16 protein-coding genes are annotated in these 16,547 nt (G+C 67.9%); 13 read left to right on the forward strand and 3 right to left on the reverse strand.

All coding sequences use genetic code 11. The features are described from left to right. Window positions 1-7: 7 nt before the first annotated feature. Entirely contained in the window at window positions 8-793 is a 786-nt protein-coding gene (locus ACIPV5_RS09830) for an IclR family transcriptional regulator (RefSeq protein WP_053095854.1), read from the reverse strand. A gap of 106 nt (window positions 794-899) precedes the next feature. Here ACIPV5_RS09830 and ACIPV5_RS09835 point away from each other — a divergent pair, with 106 nt between their 5' ends. Genes ACIPV5_RS09835 through ACIPV5_RS09845 form a run of 3 tightly spaced genes read left to right on the forward strand, consistent with a single transcriptional unit; the run spans window position 900 to window position 3,551 of the window. Next, window positions 900-1,673: a CoA transferase subunit A gene (locus ACIPV5_RS09835; protein WP_056279039.1), complete on the forward strand. Its 774-nt coding sequence runs from the start codon at window positions 900-902 to the stop codon at window positions 1,671-1,673. Window position 1,674: 1 nt separating this feature from the next. Next, the gene (locus ACIPV5_RS09840; protein WP_400340932.1) at window positions 1,675-2,325 is read left to right on the forward strand and encodes a CoA transferase subunit B; all 651 of its coding nucleotides are present in this window, start codon (window positions 1,675-1,677) and stop codon (window positions 2,323-2,325) included. 23 nt (window positions 2,326-2,348) lie between these two features. After that, window positions 2,349-3,551, forward strand: coding sequence for an acetyl-CoA C-acetyltransferase (locus ACIPV5_RS09845; RefSeq protein ID WP_400340933.1), 1,203 nt, complete (start codon window positions 2,349-2,351; stop codon window positions 3,549-3,551). Between the two features lie 3 nt (window positions 3,552-3,554). Here the strand turns inward: ACIPV5_RS09845 and ACIPV5_RS09850 are convergent, their stop codons facing one another. Continuing rightward, window positions 3,555-3,836, reverse strand: a complete 282-nt coding sequence (locus ACIPV5_RS09850) for a hypothetical protein (protein ID WP_053095855.1) — start codon at window positions 3,834-3,836, stop codon at window positions 3,555-3,557. Window positions 3,837-4,073: 237 nt separating this feature from the next. On the opposite strand from ACIPV5_RS09850, the gene ACIPV5_RS09855 reads away from it, so the two are divergent. From ACIPV5_RS09855 to ilvC, 7 genes are all read left to right on the forward strand, one after another. Beyond that, window positions 4,074-5,345, forward strand: a complete 1,272-nt coding sequence (locus ACIPV5_RS09855; protein ID WP_072591164.1) for an MFS transporter — start codon at window positions 4,074-4,076, stop codon at window positions 5,343-5,345. Window positions 5,346-5,396: 51 nt separating this feature from the next. Next, window positions 5,397-6,806, forward strand: coding sequence for a trehalose-6-phosphate synthase (locus tag ACIPV5_RS09860; protein WP_053095857.1), 1,410 nt, complete (start codon window positions 5,397-5,399; stop codon window positions 6,804-6,806). A gap of 63 nt (window positions 6,807-6,869) precedes the next feature. Next, entirely contained in the window at window positions 6,870-7,664 is a 795-nt protein-coding gene (gene otsB / locus ACIPV5_RS09865) for a trehalose-phosphatase (protein ID WP_230100562.1), read from the forward strand. A 9-nt stretch (window positions 7,665-7,673) separates the two neighbouring features. Further along, on the forward strand, window positions 7,674-9,392 hold the full coding sequence (ilvD, locus tag ACIPV5_RS09870) for a dihydroxy-acid dehydratase (protein ID WP_053095858.1): 1,719 nt from the start codon (window positions 7,674-7,676) through the stop codon (window positions 9,390-9,392). 61 nt (window positions 9,393-9,453) lie between these two features. Further along, window positions 9,454-11,256: an acetolactate synthase large subunit gene (locus ACIPV5_RS09875; RefSeq protein ID WP_285362954.1), complete on the forward strand. Its 1,803-nt coding sequence runs from the start codon at window positions 9,454-9,456 to the stop codon at window positions 11,254-11,256. Between the two features lie 2 nt (window positions 11,257-11,258). Further along, window positions 11,259-11,768: an acetolactate synthase small subunit gene (gene ilvN, locus ACIPV5_RS09880; RefSeq protein WP_056278631.1), complete on the forward strand. Its 510-nt coding sequence runs from the start codon at window positions 11,259-11,261 to the stop codon at window positions 11,766-11,768. Beyond that, the gene (gene ilvC / locus ACIPV5_RS09885) at window positions 11,656-12,843 is read left to right on the forward strand and encodes a ketol-acid reductoisomerase (RefSeq protein WP_261987737.1); all 1,188 of its coding nucleotides are present in this window, start codon (window positions 11,656-11,658) and stop codon (window positions 12,841-12,843) included. Before ilvN ends, ilvC begins: the two co-directional genes overlap by 113 nt. A 67-nt stretch (window positions 12,844-12,910) precedes the next feature. On the opposite strand, the gene ACIPV5_RS09890 is transcribed toward ilvC, so the two are convergent. Beyond that, entirely contained in the window at window positions 12,911-13,840 is a 930-nt protein-coding gene (locus ACIPV5_RS09890) for a hypothetical protein (RefSeq protein ID WP_400340934.1), read from the reverse strand. Between the two features lie 77 nt (window positions 13,841-13,917). Between ACIPV5_RS09890 and ACIPV5_RS09895 the strand changes: the two genes are divergently transcribed. From ACIPV5_RS09895 to serA, 3 genes are all read left to right on the forward strand, one after another. After that, window positions 13,918-14,439: a hypothetical protein gene (locus tag ACIPV5_RS09895; protein WP_400340935.1), complete on the forward strand. Its 522-nt coding sequence runs from the start codon at window positions 13,918-13,920 to the stop codon at window positions 14,437-14,439. Then, the gene (locus ACIPV5_RS09900; RefSeq protein ID WP_056278633.1) at window positions 14,436-14,786 is read left to right on the forward strand and encodes a hypothetical protein; all 351 of its coding nucleotides are present in this window, start codon (window positions 14,436-14,438) and stop codon (window positions 14,784-14,786) included. Before ACIPV5_RS09895 ends, ACIPV5_RS09900 begins: the two co-directional genes overlap by 4 nt. A gap of 114 nt (window positions 14,787-14,900) precedes the next feature. Continuing rightward, complete coding sequence (gene serA / locus ACIPV5_RS09905; RefSeq protein ID WP_053095864.1) at window positions 14,901-16,505, forward strand: phosphoglycerate dehydrogenase; 1,605 nt, start codon at window positions 14,901-14,903, stop codon at window positions 16,503-16,505. The last annotated feature ends 42 nt before the right edge of the window (window positions 16,506-16,547 follow it).

Below are 16,547 nucleotides of genomic sequence, written 5' to 3' on the forward strand. Positions count from 1 at the left end.
GTCCGGGTCAGCGCCGAGCCCCCGCGATCCGAGCCGAGAGCTGGTGCGCATGGGCGAGGAGCGTCCTGCCCAGCTCGCCGATCCGATCAGGGCCGAAGCGGAATCCCACGCCGGTCAGGCTCAAGGCCCATTCCGGTCGACCCGAGCGATCGAAGACCGCCGCGCCGAGACCCCAGCTGCCCTCCACGATCAGCCCCGGATTCACCGCATAGCCTCTCTCCTTCGTCTCGGCCAGCCGTGTTCGCAGAGGTGCGGCGCCGTGAGATCTGCCCCAGTTGGCCTCGAGCTCCGGATGACGTTCCAGATAGGCGTCCACATCGTGGTCAGGGAGGAATGCCAGGATGGCGAGCCCGGCGCTTGCTACGCCGAGCGGAAACCGCACGCCCTCGCTCAGCACGAATGACCGGATCGGGAAGGAGCCCTCCTCGCGGACGAGGCACACCGTCTCATCGGCACGGCGCACCGAGAGGAAGGCGCTCTCCTCGGTCTTGACCGCGAGCGAGCGGACGATATCACGCCCCAGGGCAGTCACGTCGTAACGGGCTGCGGCGACGGATCCCATGAGATAGAGCTCCGGCCCGGGCATCCAGCGAGTGGAGGACTCGTCGCGGTCGACCAGACCCTCGGCGCGAAGTGCGGAGAGCAGGCGATGCGCGGTCGAGCGGGACAACCCGGCGGACGCGGACAACTCCTGGAGCGACGCACCGTCGTGGCCGCTGGAGGTCACGAGCCTCAAGAGCTTCGCGGCGCGCGCGATCGCCTGCGTTCCGGGAATCGAGGCGGAGGGTTCCATAATGTGGACGCTATTCGTTGATGTGTCCACATCGCAAGAGTGTTCTTCCCTCGAGGATGCCGGAGAGCGGATGCTGAAGGAACGAGCGTCATTCGAAGGAGCATGCGTGATCGACAAACAGTGGGCGAGCGCCGAAGAAGCGGTCGCAGACATCGAGGACGGTGCGTCTCTCGCCGTCGGAGGATTCGGGCTCTCCGGGAATCCGACTGCGCTCATCGACGCACTGCTCGCCCGGGGCACGAGCGGGCTCAGCATCGTCAGCAATAACTGCGGAGTGGACGACTGGGGGCTCGGCATCCTGCTCGCCGCTCGCCGGATCCGCAAGATGACCTCGTCCTACGTCGGGGAGAACAAGGAGTTCGAACGGCAGTTCCTCTCCGGCGAACTCGAGCTCGAGCTGACACCGCAGGGAACCCTCGCCGAGAAGCTCAGGGCGGGAGGGTCTGGGATTGCCGCATTCTTCACCCAGACCGGCGTCGGCACGCAGGTCGCCGAGGGTGGGCTCCCGCGACGCTACAACCCCGACGGCAGCATCGCGGTGGCGTCTCCGGCGAAGGATGTTCGTACCTTCGACACCGCGGCAGGGCCGCGTGAGTATGTGCTCGAAGAGGCCATCACCACCGATTTCGCGCTGGTGCATGCGCTGGCGGGGGACAGACACGGGAATCTGATCTTCAACAAGGCGGCGCGCAACTTCAACCCGCTCGCGGGGATGGCCGGACGAATCTGCATCGCGCAGGTGGAGCAGCTCGTCGAACCGGGGGAGCTGGATCCGGACCGCGTCCATCTGCCGGGTGTCTTCGTGCACCGCGTCGTCGAGGTCGGCACCGACATCCCGAAGCGCATCGAACGTCGAACCGTCACGCCGGAAGGAGTCTGACATGGCGCTCACACGCGATGAGATGGCCGCTCGCGCTGCCGCAGAGCTGCGGGACGGCTCCTATGTCAACCTCGGCATCGGGCTGCCCACGCTCGTGCCGAACCACGTGCCGGAGGGGGTGACCGTCGTGCTGCAATCCGAGAACGGCATCCTCGGCGTCGGACCGTACCCGCACGAGGGCGCGGTGGATCCGGACCTGATCAACGCCGGCAAAGAGACCGTCACGGTGCTGGCCGGTGCCGCGTACTTCGACTCCGCGACGAGTTTCGGCATGATCAGAGGCGGCAAGATCGACGCGGCGATCCTCGGCGCCATGCAGGTGTCCGCCACCGGAGACCTCGCGAACTGGATGATCCCGGGCAAGATGGTGAAGGGACCCGGCGGCGCGATGGATCTCGTGCATGGTGCCGCGCGCGTCATCGTGCTGATGGAGCACACCGCGAAGGACGGATCGGCGAAGATCGTGCACGACTGCTCGCTTCCACTCACAGGCCGCGGGGTCGTCGATCGCATCATCACCGACCTGGCGGTGATCGACGTGACACCGGACGGTCTCTCGCTCGTCGAGCTCGCACCGGGCGTGACGGTGGAGCAGGTCGTGGCGGCGACGGAGCCGACACTCACGGTCCCCGAAGAACTGCACGACCGATGAACGCACAGAACGGAGAGGCGGAGATGAACGCCCCAGACCACTCGAGCGACGCGGACGTCGTGATCGTCGCCGCGGCACGCACTCCCCAGGGCCGCCTCAAGGGACAGCTGGCGAGCTTCAGCGCGCCGGAGCTCGGCGCATTCGCGATCCGAGGTGCCCTGGAACAGGGGTCCATCGATCCCTCGGACGTGGACGCCGTGATCGTCGGCCAGGTCCTCGCGGCCGGCTCGGGACAGAACGCAGCGAGACAGGCGGCGATCGGAGCCGGTATCGGCTGGGACGTTCCCGCCCATTCCGTGAACAAGGTGTGCCTCTCAGGTCTCACGGCGATCATCGACGCGGCTCGGATGATCCGGACGGGAGACGCGGCGGTCGTCGTCGCGGCGGGCATGGAATCCATGACCAGGGCTCCGCACCTGCTCATGGGGTCGCGGGACGGATGGACGTACGGCAGCGTGGAGGTGCTCGATCACATGGCCCACGACGGCCTCACCGACGCGTACGACAAAGAGAGCATGGGCGCGTCCACCGAGCGCCACAACGCCCGCTACGAGCTGACGCGCGGGGCTCAGGATCAGGTGGCGGCGCTGTCGCATCAGCGTGCTTCGGCGGCTCAGACCGCCGGCGTCTTCGACGATGAGATCGTGTCCGTCGCCGTTCCCCAGCGGCGGGGGGAGCCGACGCTCGTCACCGCCGATGAGGGCATCAGGCCCGACACGACCGTCGAGTCTCTCGCGGGCCTTCGGGCGGCGTTCGCCGACGGCGGCTCGATCACGGCCGGCAATTCGTCTCAGATCTCCGACGGAGCGTCGGCGGTCGTCGTGACGACCCGCGCCACGGCGGTCACCAGAGGCTGGCCGGTGCTCGTCACCGTCGGCGCCAGCGGGCAGACCGCAGGGCCGGACAACTCGCTGCAGGCGCAGCCCGCGCGGGCCATCGAACGCGCGTGCGAGAAGCAGGGCATCACAGCCGCAGACCTCGATGTCGTCGAGATCAACGAGGCCTTCGGAGCGGTCGTCGCCCGATCGCAGCTCGAGCTCGGGCTCTCCAGCGACATCGTGAACGTCCACGGCGGCGGCATCGCGATCGGTCATCCGATCGGCGCGTCAGGCACACGTCTGGTCGTCCACATGGCACACGAACTCGCTCGCAGGGGAAGCGGCGTCGCGGCTGTGGGGCTATGCGGAGGAGGCGGTCAGGGCGAGGCGCTGATCCTCACCCGCTGAGACTCAGCGCTTGATCGGCTTGACGCCCTCGGAGCGCTGCTTCTTGGCTTCCTTCTCGCGCTCCTTCTGCTGCTTGGCATAGACCGGCGAATCGGGCGACACGGGGCGACCCTGCTTCGCGCGGCGGGTGTCGATGACAGCGCCGATCGACAGCGCGAGCGTGATTCCCCAGCTCACCCACGCGAGGGCGGAGCGCCAGGTGATCTTGGTGTCGCGGGATCCGCGGAGCAGAGTGACGCCCGTCATGATCGCGCCGACGATTCCGGTGCCCGAGAGGTAGTTCATGACTTCACGCTACCTGTCGACGGCTGCGTCGCGCCCCGCCTTGACAACTCGGCGGGGAATCTGTCAGAGCCGTCCGTCGATGAGGCGGCCCGGGAACCCAGGCGTCGTCCCGCCGACCGCGCTACCATGGAAGGGTCGCGGCTGGTCCGCGGCCGCAATCCGTGTATCTACCGGCCGCCGGCTTCCCGGCGGACAGCGGCGGCACCCGACCCCGCGTCCGTGGACGCGCGAGAGCCCATGACACACGCAACTCCCATTCCCGAGCACCCTGCCCCGATCCCCGCGGCTGAGGAGCGAGGACTGCTCCGCATCGCGGGGCTCCCGTATTTCATCATCGCGTTCATCGCCCGGCTTCCGTTCGCGATGATGGTCGTCGGAGTACTCACGGTCGTCGTCTCGGCGCGCGGTTCGCTCTCGCTCGGCGGACTCACGTCCGCGGCCGTCGGACTCGGCACGGCATGCTTCGGACCTCTGCTCGGCGCCGCCGCCGATCGGTTCGGACAGCGCATGGTGCTGCTGATCCTGGCGATCGCCAACGGGGCGATGCTGGTGCTCTTCACCGTCGTCGTCTACACGGGGGGAGCGGACGCGCTGGTGCTGATATCCGCGTTCGGCATCGGGGCCACCGCTCCGCAGGTCGCTCCGATGTCTCGATCCAGACTCGTGACGATGATCGCCGATCGGATGCCTGAGGCGGCGCGCACGCGCACCGTCTCGGGGACCATGGCGTATGAGTCCGCCGCCGATGAGACCGTGTTCGTGTTCGGCCCGTTCATCGTCGGCATCCTCGCCTCCGCCATCGCGCCGTGGGCCCCGCTCATCGGTGCGGCGGTGCTCACGGTCGTGTTCGTGGGCGCGTTCGCCCTGCATCCGAGCGCGCGTGTCGTCTCGGTGCACCGAGGCGAGGACGGGCGGGCGCCGTCGGCCGTGACCGAGCTCTTCAGCCCGCGTCTGCTGATCGTCGTCGTCGGCATCCTCGGCGTCGGCATGTTCTTCGGCACGATGCTCACATCGCTCACCTCCTTCATGGCGGACCGCGGCGCCGCAGAACAGGCAGGGCTCCTCTACGGCGTGATGGGCGTCGGGTCGGCGATTCTCGCGCTCGGCGTCGCGTGGCTCCCGGTGCGGTTCTCGCTCCGCGCGCGCTGGCTGCTCTTCGCCGGCATCCTGCTCGGCGGAAGCCTGCTGCTCCTCCTCGTCGACTCGCCGGCGACCATGATGATCGCTCTCGGAATCATGGGGATCGGCATCGGCCCGACCCTCGTCACGCAGTACAGCTTCGGGGCTGCGCGCAGCCCTCTGGGGCGCTCGGCGACCGTGATGACGATGCTCGGCTCGGGGATCGTCGTCGGCCAGTCCCTCGGCGCGGCCGTGGCGGGAGAGCTCGCCGAGAGCGCTGGAACGACCAGCGCTCTCGTGCTGCCGATCATCTCTGCGGCGATAGCCTTCGTCGCCGGGCTTGTCAACTGGTGGCTGAGCGGCACCAGACCTCGCGTAGCCTCGGTCTGAGCTTCTGTAGCCTGAGGAGCACCCCCACTGCATCGTCAGGAGCACTCACCCATGTCAGTCGCAGATTTCGTCGTCGTCGCCAACCGACTTCCCGTCGACCGGGTCGTGGGTCCTGACGGAGACGAGGAGTGGCGGACCTCCCCGGGCGGTCTGGTCGCCGCACTCGAGCCGATGATGCGCAGTGCGCGCGGAGCCTGGGTCGGGTGGGCCGGCCAGCCGGATGTCGAGCTGGATCGATTCGAGATCAACGGCATCGACCTGATCCCGGTGCCGCTCAGCGCCGAGGAGGTCGCCGACTACTACGAGGGCTTCGCGAACGACACGATCTGGCCGCTGTACCACGACGTCATCGCGCCGCCGCAGTACCACCGCGAATGGTGGGAGGCGTACGTCAAGGTCAACCGCCGTTTCGCGGAGGCAGCCGCCGACGTCGTCGCACAGGACGGCACCGTCTGGGTGCACGACTACCAGCTGCAGCTGGTGCCGCAGATGATCCGCGAACTGAGGCCCGATGTCACGATCGGCTACTTCCACCACATCCCGTTCCCTGCGCACGGGCTCTATGCCCAGCTCCCGTGGCGTGATCAGGTGCTCAAAGGCCTGCTCGGCGCTGATGTCATCGGCTTCCAGCGCGCACAGGACGCCACCTACTTCCTGACCGCTGTGCGCCGTCGTCTGCGTCACGAGGTGAAGGGGTCGGCGGTCACCATCCCGACCGCGGGGGGCGGCACGCGCACCGCCGTCGCTCGGGCCTTCCCGATCTCGATCGACACCGCTCCGTACCTCGAGCTCGCGGCACGCCCCGATGTCCGAGCGCGCGCGGCCGAGATCAGAGCGAGCCTCGGCAACCCGAAGAAGATCCTCCTGGGCGTGGACCGCCTCGACTACACCAAGGGCATCCGGCATCGCATCAAGGCGTACGGCGAGCTCCTCGAAGACGGCAAGCTGAGCGTCGACGACGTCACCTTCGTGCAGGTCGCGAGTCCGAGCCGAGAGCGTGTCGACGCGTACGTGCATCTTCGCGACGAGATCGAACTCGCGGTCGGGCGCATCAACGGCGATCACGACACCATGGGGCACACCGCCATCCGCTATCTGCACCAGGGCTACCCGCGCGAGGAGATGGTCGCACTGTACCTCGCCGCCGACGTCATGCTCGTGACCGCGCTGCGCGACGGCATGAACCTCGTCGCGAAGGAGTACGTCGCGACGCGGGCCGACAATCGCGGGGTGCTCGTGCTGAGCGAGTTCACGGGCGCCGCCGACGAGCTGCGGCAGGCGGTGCGCGTCAACCCGCACGACATCGCCGGGTTGAAGGACGCGATCATGACCGCGGTCACCATGACGCCCGCTGAGCAGGGCAAGCGGATGCGGTCGCTGCGACGTCGCGTGCTGGAGAACGACGTGAACGCGTGGTCGTCGTCGTTCCTGCGCGCACTCGCGGACGTCCGCGGACGCTGATCGGCCGGGTCGCACCGTTCCGCCGGGTCATACTGGGAGGACACCGCCTCGATTGGAGACACTGTGACCCGTAGCTGGACCCCCGGAGCCGCAGACCCGGCGCTGAGCGCCATCGCCGCCACACCCAGACTGATCGTCGCGCTGGACTTCGACGGCACGGCATCTCCGCTCGTCCCCGATCCGATGGCCGCCAGGGCTCTGCCCGAGGTCGCCGTGCAGGTCGCCCGTCTCGCGGCGCTCCCCGACACGGTCGTCGCCTACGTCTCCGGGCGCAGCATGCACGACCTGCGGGTGATCACCGAGCACACGGATGACTCGCTGATCGCGCTGGCCGGATCGCACGGTGCGCAGTACTGGTATCCCGGGGTCGGCGCCAACGAGGTCGACGGCGACACCGCTGAGGGGTCGCGAGAGGAGCTGTGGGAGGCCGCGCGGCCGATCATCGATCGATACGAGGGGGCGGAGCTCGAGCCCAAGACCTTCGGAATGGGTGTGCACACCCGCACGGCCACACCCGAGGTCGAGAAGGCGGTGTTCGCCGAGATCGATGCACTCGTCGCGGAGCGCTTCCCGCACTGGCGACGCCGCTCGGGGCACCGCGTGCTCGAGTTCTCGTCGCGGAACGAGGGCAAGGACGCCGCGATGACCGCGCTACGCGAGCATTTCGACGCCACCGCCATCCTTTTCGCCGGCGATGACGTCACGGACGAGGACGCCATGCGCGTGCTCAGCGGCGACGATCTCGGCGTCCGCGTGGGACCGGGGGAGAGCGCCGCCGAGCTTCGTGTGGAGAACCCACAACAGATCGCCCTGCTTCTGGAGGCGCTCGCGGACGAGCGCACCTCCCGGCGGGAATAGACTTCCGTCATGTCCTCGCATGATCCCTCCACCAGCGCGCCCATCGACATCAAGCCCCGCAGCCGCGTCGTCACCGACGGCATCGAGGCGACGACCTCCCGAGGCATGCTCCGTGCCGTCGGCATGGGCGACGCCGACTGGGACAAGCCCCAGATCGGCATCGCCTCCAGCTGGAACGAGATCACACCCTGCAACCTGAGCCTCGACCGGCTCGCGCAGGGTGCCAAGGAGGGCGTGCACTCCGGCGGCGGGTACCCGCTGCAGTTCGGCACGATCTCGGTCTCGGACGGCATCTCGATGGGCCACGAGGGCATGCACTTCTCGCTCGTGTCGCGCGAGGTCATCGCCGACTCGGTCGAGACCGTGATGATGGCCGAGCGACTCGACGGATCGGTGCTGCTCGCCGGTTGCGACAAGTCGATCCCCGGAATGCTGATGGCCAGCGCCCGGCTCGACCTGTCGAGCGTGTTCCTCTACGCCGGCTCCATCGCACCGGGCTGGGTCAAGCTCTCGGACGGCACCGAGAAGGACGTCACGATCATCGACTCGTTCGAGGCCGTCGGCGCCTGCCGCGCGGGACTCATGAGCGAAGAGGACCTCAAGCGCATCGAATGCGCGATCGCACCGGGTGAGGGCGCCTGCGGTGGCATGTACACGGCGAACACGATGGCGTCGGTCGCCGAGGCCCTGGGCCTGAGCCTTCCCGGGTCTGCCGCGCCGCCCGCCGCAGATCGTCGTCGTGACTACTTCGCGCACCGTTCCGGCGAGGCCGTCGTCAACCTGCTCCGCCAGGGCATCACGACCCGCGACATCCTCACCAAGGAGGCGTTCGAGAACGCGATCGCCCTCGCGATGGCCCTGGGCGGTTCGACCAATGTCGTGCTGCACCTGCTCGCGATCGCGCGCGAGGCCGAGGTCGAGCTGAGCCTGCACGATTTCAACCGCATCGGCGACAAGGTGCCGCACGTCGCGGACATGAAGCCGTTCGGCAAGTACGTCATGAACGACGTCGACCGCCACGGCGGCATCCCCGTGATCATGAAGGCGATGCTCGACGAGGGCCTGCTGCACGGTGACGCGCTCACCGTGACGGGCAAGACGCTCGCCGAGAACCTCGCGGACCTCGACCCGCAGCCAATCGACGGCGAGGTCATCCACACCTTCGACAACCCGATCCACGCGACCGGCGGCCTGACGATCCTGCACGGGTCGCTCGCGCCCGAGGGTGCCGTCGTGAAGACCGCAGGCTTCGACGCGGCCGTCTTCGAGGGCTCCGCCCGGGTGTTCGAGCGCGAGCGCGCGGCCATGGACGCCGTGGCCAACGGCGAGATCGAGGCGGGCACCGTCATCGTCATCCGCTACGAGGGTCCGAAGGGCGGACCCGGTATGCGCGAGATGCTCGCCATCACCGCGGCCATCAAGGGCGCGGGGCTCGGAAAAGATGTACTACTCTTGACTGACGGACGATTCTCAGGCGGCACAACCGGCCTGTGCATCGGCCACATAGCACCCGAAGCGGTGGACGCAGGTCCTATCGCCTTCGTGCGCGATGGTGATCTGATACGGGTCGATATCGCAGCTCGCTCTCTCGACCTACTCGTCGACGAGGCGGAGCTCGCCTCCCGCCGCTCTGGCTGGGAGCCGCTACCCCCGCGCTATACCCGTGGCGTTCTTGCCAAGTACTCGCGTCTCGTGCGGTCCGCCGCCGAGGGCGCGACGACCGGCTGATCCGCGTCGGCTCCGGCATCCCAGCCTCCGACGTCGCCAACAGACCATCAGAAGGAGTGTCATGACTGCTGACACCGTCTCGGCTGTGCCGAGGCCGCCCGCACCCAAGTCCGCCGCACCGGAGATCTCCGGAGCCGAGGCCGTGGTCCGCACGCTCGAGCTCCTCGGCGTCAAGGACGTCTTCGGTCTTCCCGGAGGAGCGATCCTCCCGGTCTACGACCCGCTGATGGACGCCGCCGAGCTGCGGCACATCCTCGTGCGGCACGAACAGGGAGCGGGACACGCCGCCGAAGGCTACGCGTCGTCCTCGGGCAAGGTCGGCGTCTGCATCGCGACGTCGGGTCCCGGTGCGACCAACCTCGTGACCGCGATCGCCGACGCCTACATGGACTCGGTGCCGCTGCTCGCGATCACCGGGCAGGTGTTCTCGACGCTGATGGGCACTGACGCGTTCCAGGAGGCCGACATCGTCGGCATCACGATGCCGGTCACGAAGCACTCGTTCCTCGTGAAGGATGCGTCGGAGATCCCGGGCGCCATCGCGGCGGCCTATGAGATCGCCTCGACCGGCCGACCGGGACCGGTGCTCGTCGACATCACGAAGGACGCCCAGCAGGCGATGGCGCCGTTCGTCTGGCCTCCCAAGTACGACCTGCCCGGATACCGCCCCGTGACCAAGGCGCACGGCAAGCAGATCCAGGCGGCGGCGACCCTTCTCGCCGAGGCCAAGAAGCCGGTGCTGTACGTCGGCGGCGGTGTGATCCGCGGTCGCGCGTCTGCCGAGCTGCTCGCCCTAGCCGAGACCACGAAGGCGCCCGTCGTGACCACGCTCATGGCTCGCGGCGCATTCCCCGACTCCCACCAGCAGCACCTCGGCATGCCGGGCATGCACGGCACCGTTCCGGCGGTGCTGGCGCTGCAGGAGGCCGACCTGATCGTGTCCCTCGGGGCGCGGTTCGACGACCGCGTGACCGGCAAGGCCGCGCTCTTCGCGCCGAACGCCAAGGTCGTGCACGTCGACATCGATCCGGCCGAGATCTCTAAGATCCGCACCGCAGACGTGCCGATCGTGGGCGACGTCCGCGACGTGCTGGTCGATCTCGAGTCGGCGTTCCGCACCGCGATCACCACCACGACCCCTGACACCGAGGAGTGGTGGTCGTACCTCGACGGGCTGCGCAACGAGTTCCCGCTCGGGTACGCGCCGACGACCGACGGCCTCCTCGCGCCGCAGTACGTGATCCAGCGGATCGGTGAGCTGACCGGGCCGGAGGGCATCTACGCCGCGGGCGTGGGACAGCACCAGATGTGGGCTGCGCAGTTCATCAAGTACGAGCGCCCCAACGCCTGGCTGAACTCCGGGGGCGCAGGAACCATGGGCTACTCGGTTCCCGCTGCGATGGGCGCGAAGGTCGCCGAGCCCGACCGTGTGGTGTGGGCGATCGACGGTGACGGCTGCTTCCAGATGACCAATCAGGAGCTCGCCACCTGCACGATCAACAACATCCCGATCAAGGTCGCGATCATCAACAACTCGTCGCTGGGCATGGTGCGCCAGTGGCAGACGCTGTTCTACGACGGTCGCCACTCGAACACCGACCTCAACACCGGTCACGGCACCGTCCGCATCCCCGACTTCGTGAAGCTCGCGGAGGCATATGGCTGCCTCGCGATCCGCGTGGAGAAGGAGGAGGAGGTGGACGCGGCGATCAAGCTCGCCCTCGAGACGAACGACCGTCCCGTCGTCATCGATTTCGTCGTCAGCGCCGATTCGATGGTGTGGCCGATGGTTCCCCAGGGCGTGAGCAACAGCTACGTCCAGTACGCCCGCGAGCACGCGCCCGCATTCGACGAGGAGGACTGACCATGTCGACTCACGTGCTGAGCCTCCTCGTGGAGAACACCCCCGGCCTGCTGACCCGAGTCGCGGGACTGTTCGCACGCCGTGGCTTCAACATCGACTCTCTCGCGGTGGGCGTGACCGAGGTGCCTGGCATCTCGCGCATCACGGTCGTCGTCGACCTCGAGGATCTTCCTCTCGAGCAGGTGACCAAGCAGCTCAACAAGCTGATCAACGTCATCAAGATCGTCGAGCTCGACTTCCCGACCTCGGTGCAGCGCGAGCACATGCTCGTCAAGGTGCGCACCGACAACGCGACCAGGTCGAACGTCATCGAGGTGGCGAACCTGTTCCGCGCCTCTGTGGTGGACTACGCCTCCGACGCGCTGGTGATCGAGGTCACCGGTGACCGGGGCAAGGTCGATGCCATGCTCCGCGCCCTCGAGCCTTTCGGAATCAAGGAGATCGCGCAGTCGGGCCTCCTCGCCATCGGCCGCGGAGGCAAGAGCATCACCGAGCGCGTCCTGCGCGGCTGACCAGATTTCACACACGTACACGAACATCAATCAAGGAGAGAAACCAGTGAGCACCGAGATCTTCTACGACGCAGACGCCGATCTGTCGATCATCCAGGGCAAGAAGGTCGCGATCGTCGGCTACGGCTCGCAGGGTCACGCGCACGCGCAGAACCTTCGCGACTCGGGTGTCGAGGTCGCCATCGCCCTCAAGGAGGGGTCGAAGTCGGCGCCGAAGGCGGAAGAGGCCGGATTCGCGGTCAAGACCGTCGCCGACGCGACGCAGTGGGCCGACCTCATCATGATCCTCGCGCCTGACCAGCACCAGCGCACGATCTACAGCGAGTCGATCGCACCGAACCTCACCGAGGGCAAGACGCTCGCCTTCGCGCACGGCTTCAACATCCGCTTCGGCTACATCGATGCTCCTGAGGGCGTCGACGTGATCCTCGTCGCCCCGAAGGCTCCGGGTCACACGGTCCGTCGCGAGTTCGTCGCCGGCCGTGGAATCCCCGACATCATCGCCGTCGAGCGAGACGCATCGGGCAACGCGTGGGCCACGGCGCTCTCGTACGCGAAGGCCATCGGCGGCACCCGTGCCGGCGTCATCAAGACGACCTTCACCGAAGAGACCGAGACCGACCTGTTCGGCGAGCAGGCCGTGCTGTGCGGTGGCGTCAGCCACCTCGTGCAGGCCGGCTTCGAGACGCTCACCGAAGCGGGATACCAGCCGCAGATCGCGTACTTCGAGGTGCTGCACGAGCTGAAGCTCATCGTCGATCTCATGTGGGAGGGCGGCATCGCGAAGCAGCGTTGGTCGGTCTCCGACACTGCTGAGTACGGCGACTACGTCTCGGGTCCCCGCGTCGTGACCCCCGAGGTCAAGGAGTCGATGAAGGCGATCCTCGCGGACATCCAGAACGGCAACTTCGCGAAGCGCTTCATCGACGACCAGGACAACGGCGCCGAGGAGTTCCTGGCACTGCGCGCCAAGGAGGAGACACACCCGATCGAGGCCACCGGCAAGGAGCTGCGCTCGCTCTTCGCATGGAAGCAGCAGGACGAAGACTACGTCGACGGCAGCGCTGCGCGCTGATCTGAGACGGTCGAAGAGAAGGGGCCCGGTGCGGATCGCACCGGGCCCCTTCTCGCGGTTCTGCGGGTCACTCCGCCGGAGCCTCCTCGACCTCGATCGGGGCGTCGGCGGGGTCGGCCCATACCGGCGCGGGCAGAAGAGTGTCGACCGCTCCGCCCTGGATCTCGCGCAACGCGTCCTCGATCTCGTCGGCGTTCTCGGGCACGGCGAGACCGCAGGTGCGCAGCTCGGAGGCGAACTTCAGCGTGAGGCGGCTCTTGCCGGCCTCCACGGCCTCAGCCGTGGTGCCGGCGCGCTTCTCGCTGCCGGTCTGGATGTCGGAGACCTCATCGCACACGTGGTAGACCGCACCGCCGTCGACCCACACGACCTCGTCCTTTCCGAGCATCAGGATGACCGCCGACTGGTCGGCCGTGTACTTCTCGACGGACGGCGGGTTGAAGTCGACACCGATCACTGTGGCGAGCAGGGCGAGGACCACGCCGACGATGCCGGCCGTCGTCTTCTGCCCCTTGCTCATGTCCTTGTTGAGGAAGATCAGGATCACCAGGGGGAGGAAGGCCACGACCGCGATGATCGCGCCGAGCTGGTTCTGCACGAAGAAGCGCACGGTCTCGGATCGGCGCGCGGGGTCGAGCCTGTTCGCCTTCTTCCAGAGCAGCGAGCCGGTGATCGCGAGCGCGGCGATGACGACGAGCAGGACGAGAAGCGTGACGAACGCCCACTGCGGGAACTGCGCCGTGACGCCCTGCTCCTCCAGGAGGCCCGTGTCGGGGTCGCGCACGAGCGTGCCGTCCTCGCCGACGTACTCGCGCTGGCGGAGCAGCCAGAAGATCGACACCGCCTCGGCCGCGATGGCGAGACCCCACAGGACCGCGGCGATCCAGCGGAAGGTCGTCGCCCGCGACTTCGCCGCGGCTGTCGGCTTCCATCCCGCGGCGGGCTCGTCGGCTCCGCCCGGTGTGCTCTGGTCGACCCTGTCGTTCTGCTCGGCCACTGGCTTCCCTTCCGGAGAGGGCCGCGGTGGCCCAGATGCCCCCGAGCATAGTGGACGACGTGTCCTACGCTGGGGACATGACTTCCGACTCCGACGATGCCCTGAGCTGGGACGGCGACGACGGCGTCGCGCCGAAGGCGCGCACTCCGAAGCGCTCTGAGAGCGAGGCGTCCACCCAGCGGGATCACGCCGATGATGCGGCGCTGCCGGACGGCTGGAACGCCGTCGGCCGCGGCAGCGAGGCCGTCGGTCGCGTCAAGGCCGACGGCACCGTCACGATGCCGGACGAGCAGGAATCAGCACACCTGAGCACCGCGATGCTGCTGACCCTCGGGGTCGTCGGCGGCGTGTACCTCCTGTACAGCATCGGCTGGGTCGTCGGAGGGCTGCGGCTGAAGCCGCTGGCCAATCTGATCGTGGCCGATGCCATGTACGTGCCGTGGTTCGTGCTCGCGGTCGCGGCGCCCGCACTCTGGTTCCTCGCGGTGTGGGTCTTGACCCGTGCGAAGGCGACGTGGATCCGGGTCGGACTGCTGCTGCTCGGAGTGGTGCTGCTCGTGCCCTGGCCTTTCGTGACGGTGGGGGTGATCGGATCATGACCGAGCAGTCGACCTCTCCGGCGACCTCCGCCTCCCCGCGGTGGCTCAATGCACTCGTGCTCGGAGTCGCAGGACTCTTCTACGCCTATGCGATCTGGAATGCCGTCGCTCATCTCGTCTCCATGGCCCAGAGCGGACTCACCGGCATCGGCTGGGTGACCCTTCTCTTCGGAGTGGTGTTCCCGGCGCTCGTCTTCGTGTTCGCGTACGTGATCGGGCGACGGCGACGCGCGGGCGAGCTCGCTCTGGTGCTGCTGGCGGGTCTCGGCGTCGTGGCGGTGTTCTGGCTGAGCCTGATCGGCTACAGCATCCTCAACATGTCCGATCTCGTGACCGTCGCTCTCTGACAGACGGCGTCACACGGCACGGAGCAGCGGAGCCGCTCGGGTACAGTTGAAGTGATCGCGCCCCCACGGTGTGCGGCGCATCGGCCCCCTGTCGCGCTGCCCCGAAGGATCCCTGTGCCGAAGCCCGTCGTGCTCATCGCTGAAGTTCTCTCTCCCGCCACGATCGAGGCCCTCGGCCCCGACTTCGACGTTCGCAACGTCGACGGCACCGACCGCGAAGCGCTGTTCGCCTCGCTCGCGGATGCCGACGCGGTGCTCATCCGTTCGGCGACGCACATCGACGAAGAGGCGCTCACCCACGCTCCGAAGCTCAAGGTCGTCGCCCGCGCGGGCGTCGGGCTCGACAACGTCGACATCAAGGCGGCCACCGCCGCGGGTGTCATGGTGGTCAACGCGCCGACCTCGAACATCGTCTCGGCCGCCGAGCTGACGGTCGGCCACATCCTCAGCCTCGCCCGTCGCATCCCCGCCGCACACGCGTCGCTCGCGGCCGGTCAGTGGAAGCGCAGCTCGTTCACGGGAGCCGAGCTCTTCGAGAAGACAGTCGGCATCGTCGGCCTCGGCCGCATCGGAGCTCTCGTCGCCGCGCGCCTCGCCGCGTTCGACATGCGCGTCGTCGCTTACGACCCCTACGTCACCTCGGCCCGCGCGCAGCAGCTCGGCGTGCAGCTCCTCTCGCTCGACGAGCTCGTCGCAGAGGCGGACTTCCTCACGATCCACATGCCGAAGACGCCGGAGACGACCGGCATGATCGGTGCCGAGCAGTTCACGGCCATGAAGCCCACGGCCTTCGTCGTCAACGTCGCCCGCGGTGGCCTCATCGACGAGGAAGCGCTGCACGCGGCCCTCGTCGCCGGTGAGATCGCGGGTGCGGGTCTCGACGTCTTCACCTCCGAGCCCCCGGCCGAGGGCGGAACTGCTCGTCCGCTGCTCGACCTCCCGAACGTCGTCGTCACTCCGCACCTGGGTGCCAGCACGGAGGAGGCGCAGGAGAAGGCCGGGGTCTCGGTCGCGCGTTCCGTGCGCCTCGCGCTGGGCGGCGACCTCGTTCCCGATGCGGTCAACGTGGCCGGGGGAGTCATCGACCCGTATGTGCGCCCCGGCATCTCGCTCGTCGAGAAGCTCGGCCAGATCTTCGCGGCGCTCGCGACGTCGCCTCTCACGAGCCTCGATGTCGAGGTGCACGGCGAGCTCAACGACTACGACGTGAGCGTGCTGAAGCTCGCCGCGCTCAAGGGCGTCTTCACGAACATCGTCAGCGAGACCGTGTCGTACGTCAACGCACCGCTGCTCGCCGACCAGCGCGGTATCGCGGTCCGTCTGCTCAAGGACGACGTGAGCGACGAGTACCGCAACGTCATCACTCTGGCCGGAGCGCTCTCCGACGGCACGCAGCTGTCGGTGTCGGGCACCCTCACGGGTCCCAAGCAGGCAGAGAAGCTGGTCGCCATCAATGACCACGCCCTCGAGCTGCCGATCGAGAAGCACCACGTCGTGATGCTCTACACCGACCGTCCCGGCATCGTCGCGGTCTACGGTCAGAAGTTCGGCGAGGCCGGTATCAACATCGCAGGCATGCAGATCTCGCGCCTGGGGGCGGGCGATCAGGCGCTCAGCGTTCTCACCCTCGACTCGCCGGTCTCGGACGATCTGCTCGACGACCTGCGCAACGAGATCGACGCAGACCTGTTCCGTCAGATCGAGATCACCGAGGTCTGATCGCAGGGGAGACTCCGACAGAGCGGGAGGAGCGACCGGGAG

It is taken from the genome of Microbacterium sp. NPDC090014 (assembly GCF_044748285.1).
In the GTDB taxonomy this organism is placed as follows: domain Bacteria; phylum Actinomycetota; class Actinomycetes; order Actinomycetales; family Microbacteriaceae; genus Microbacterium.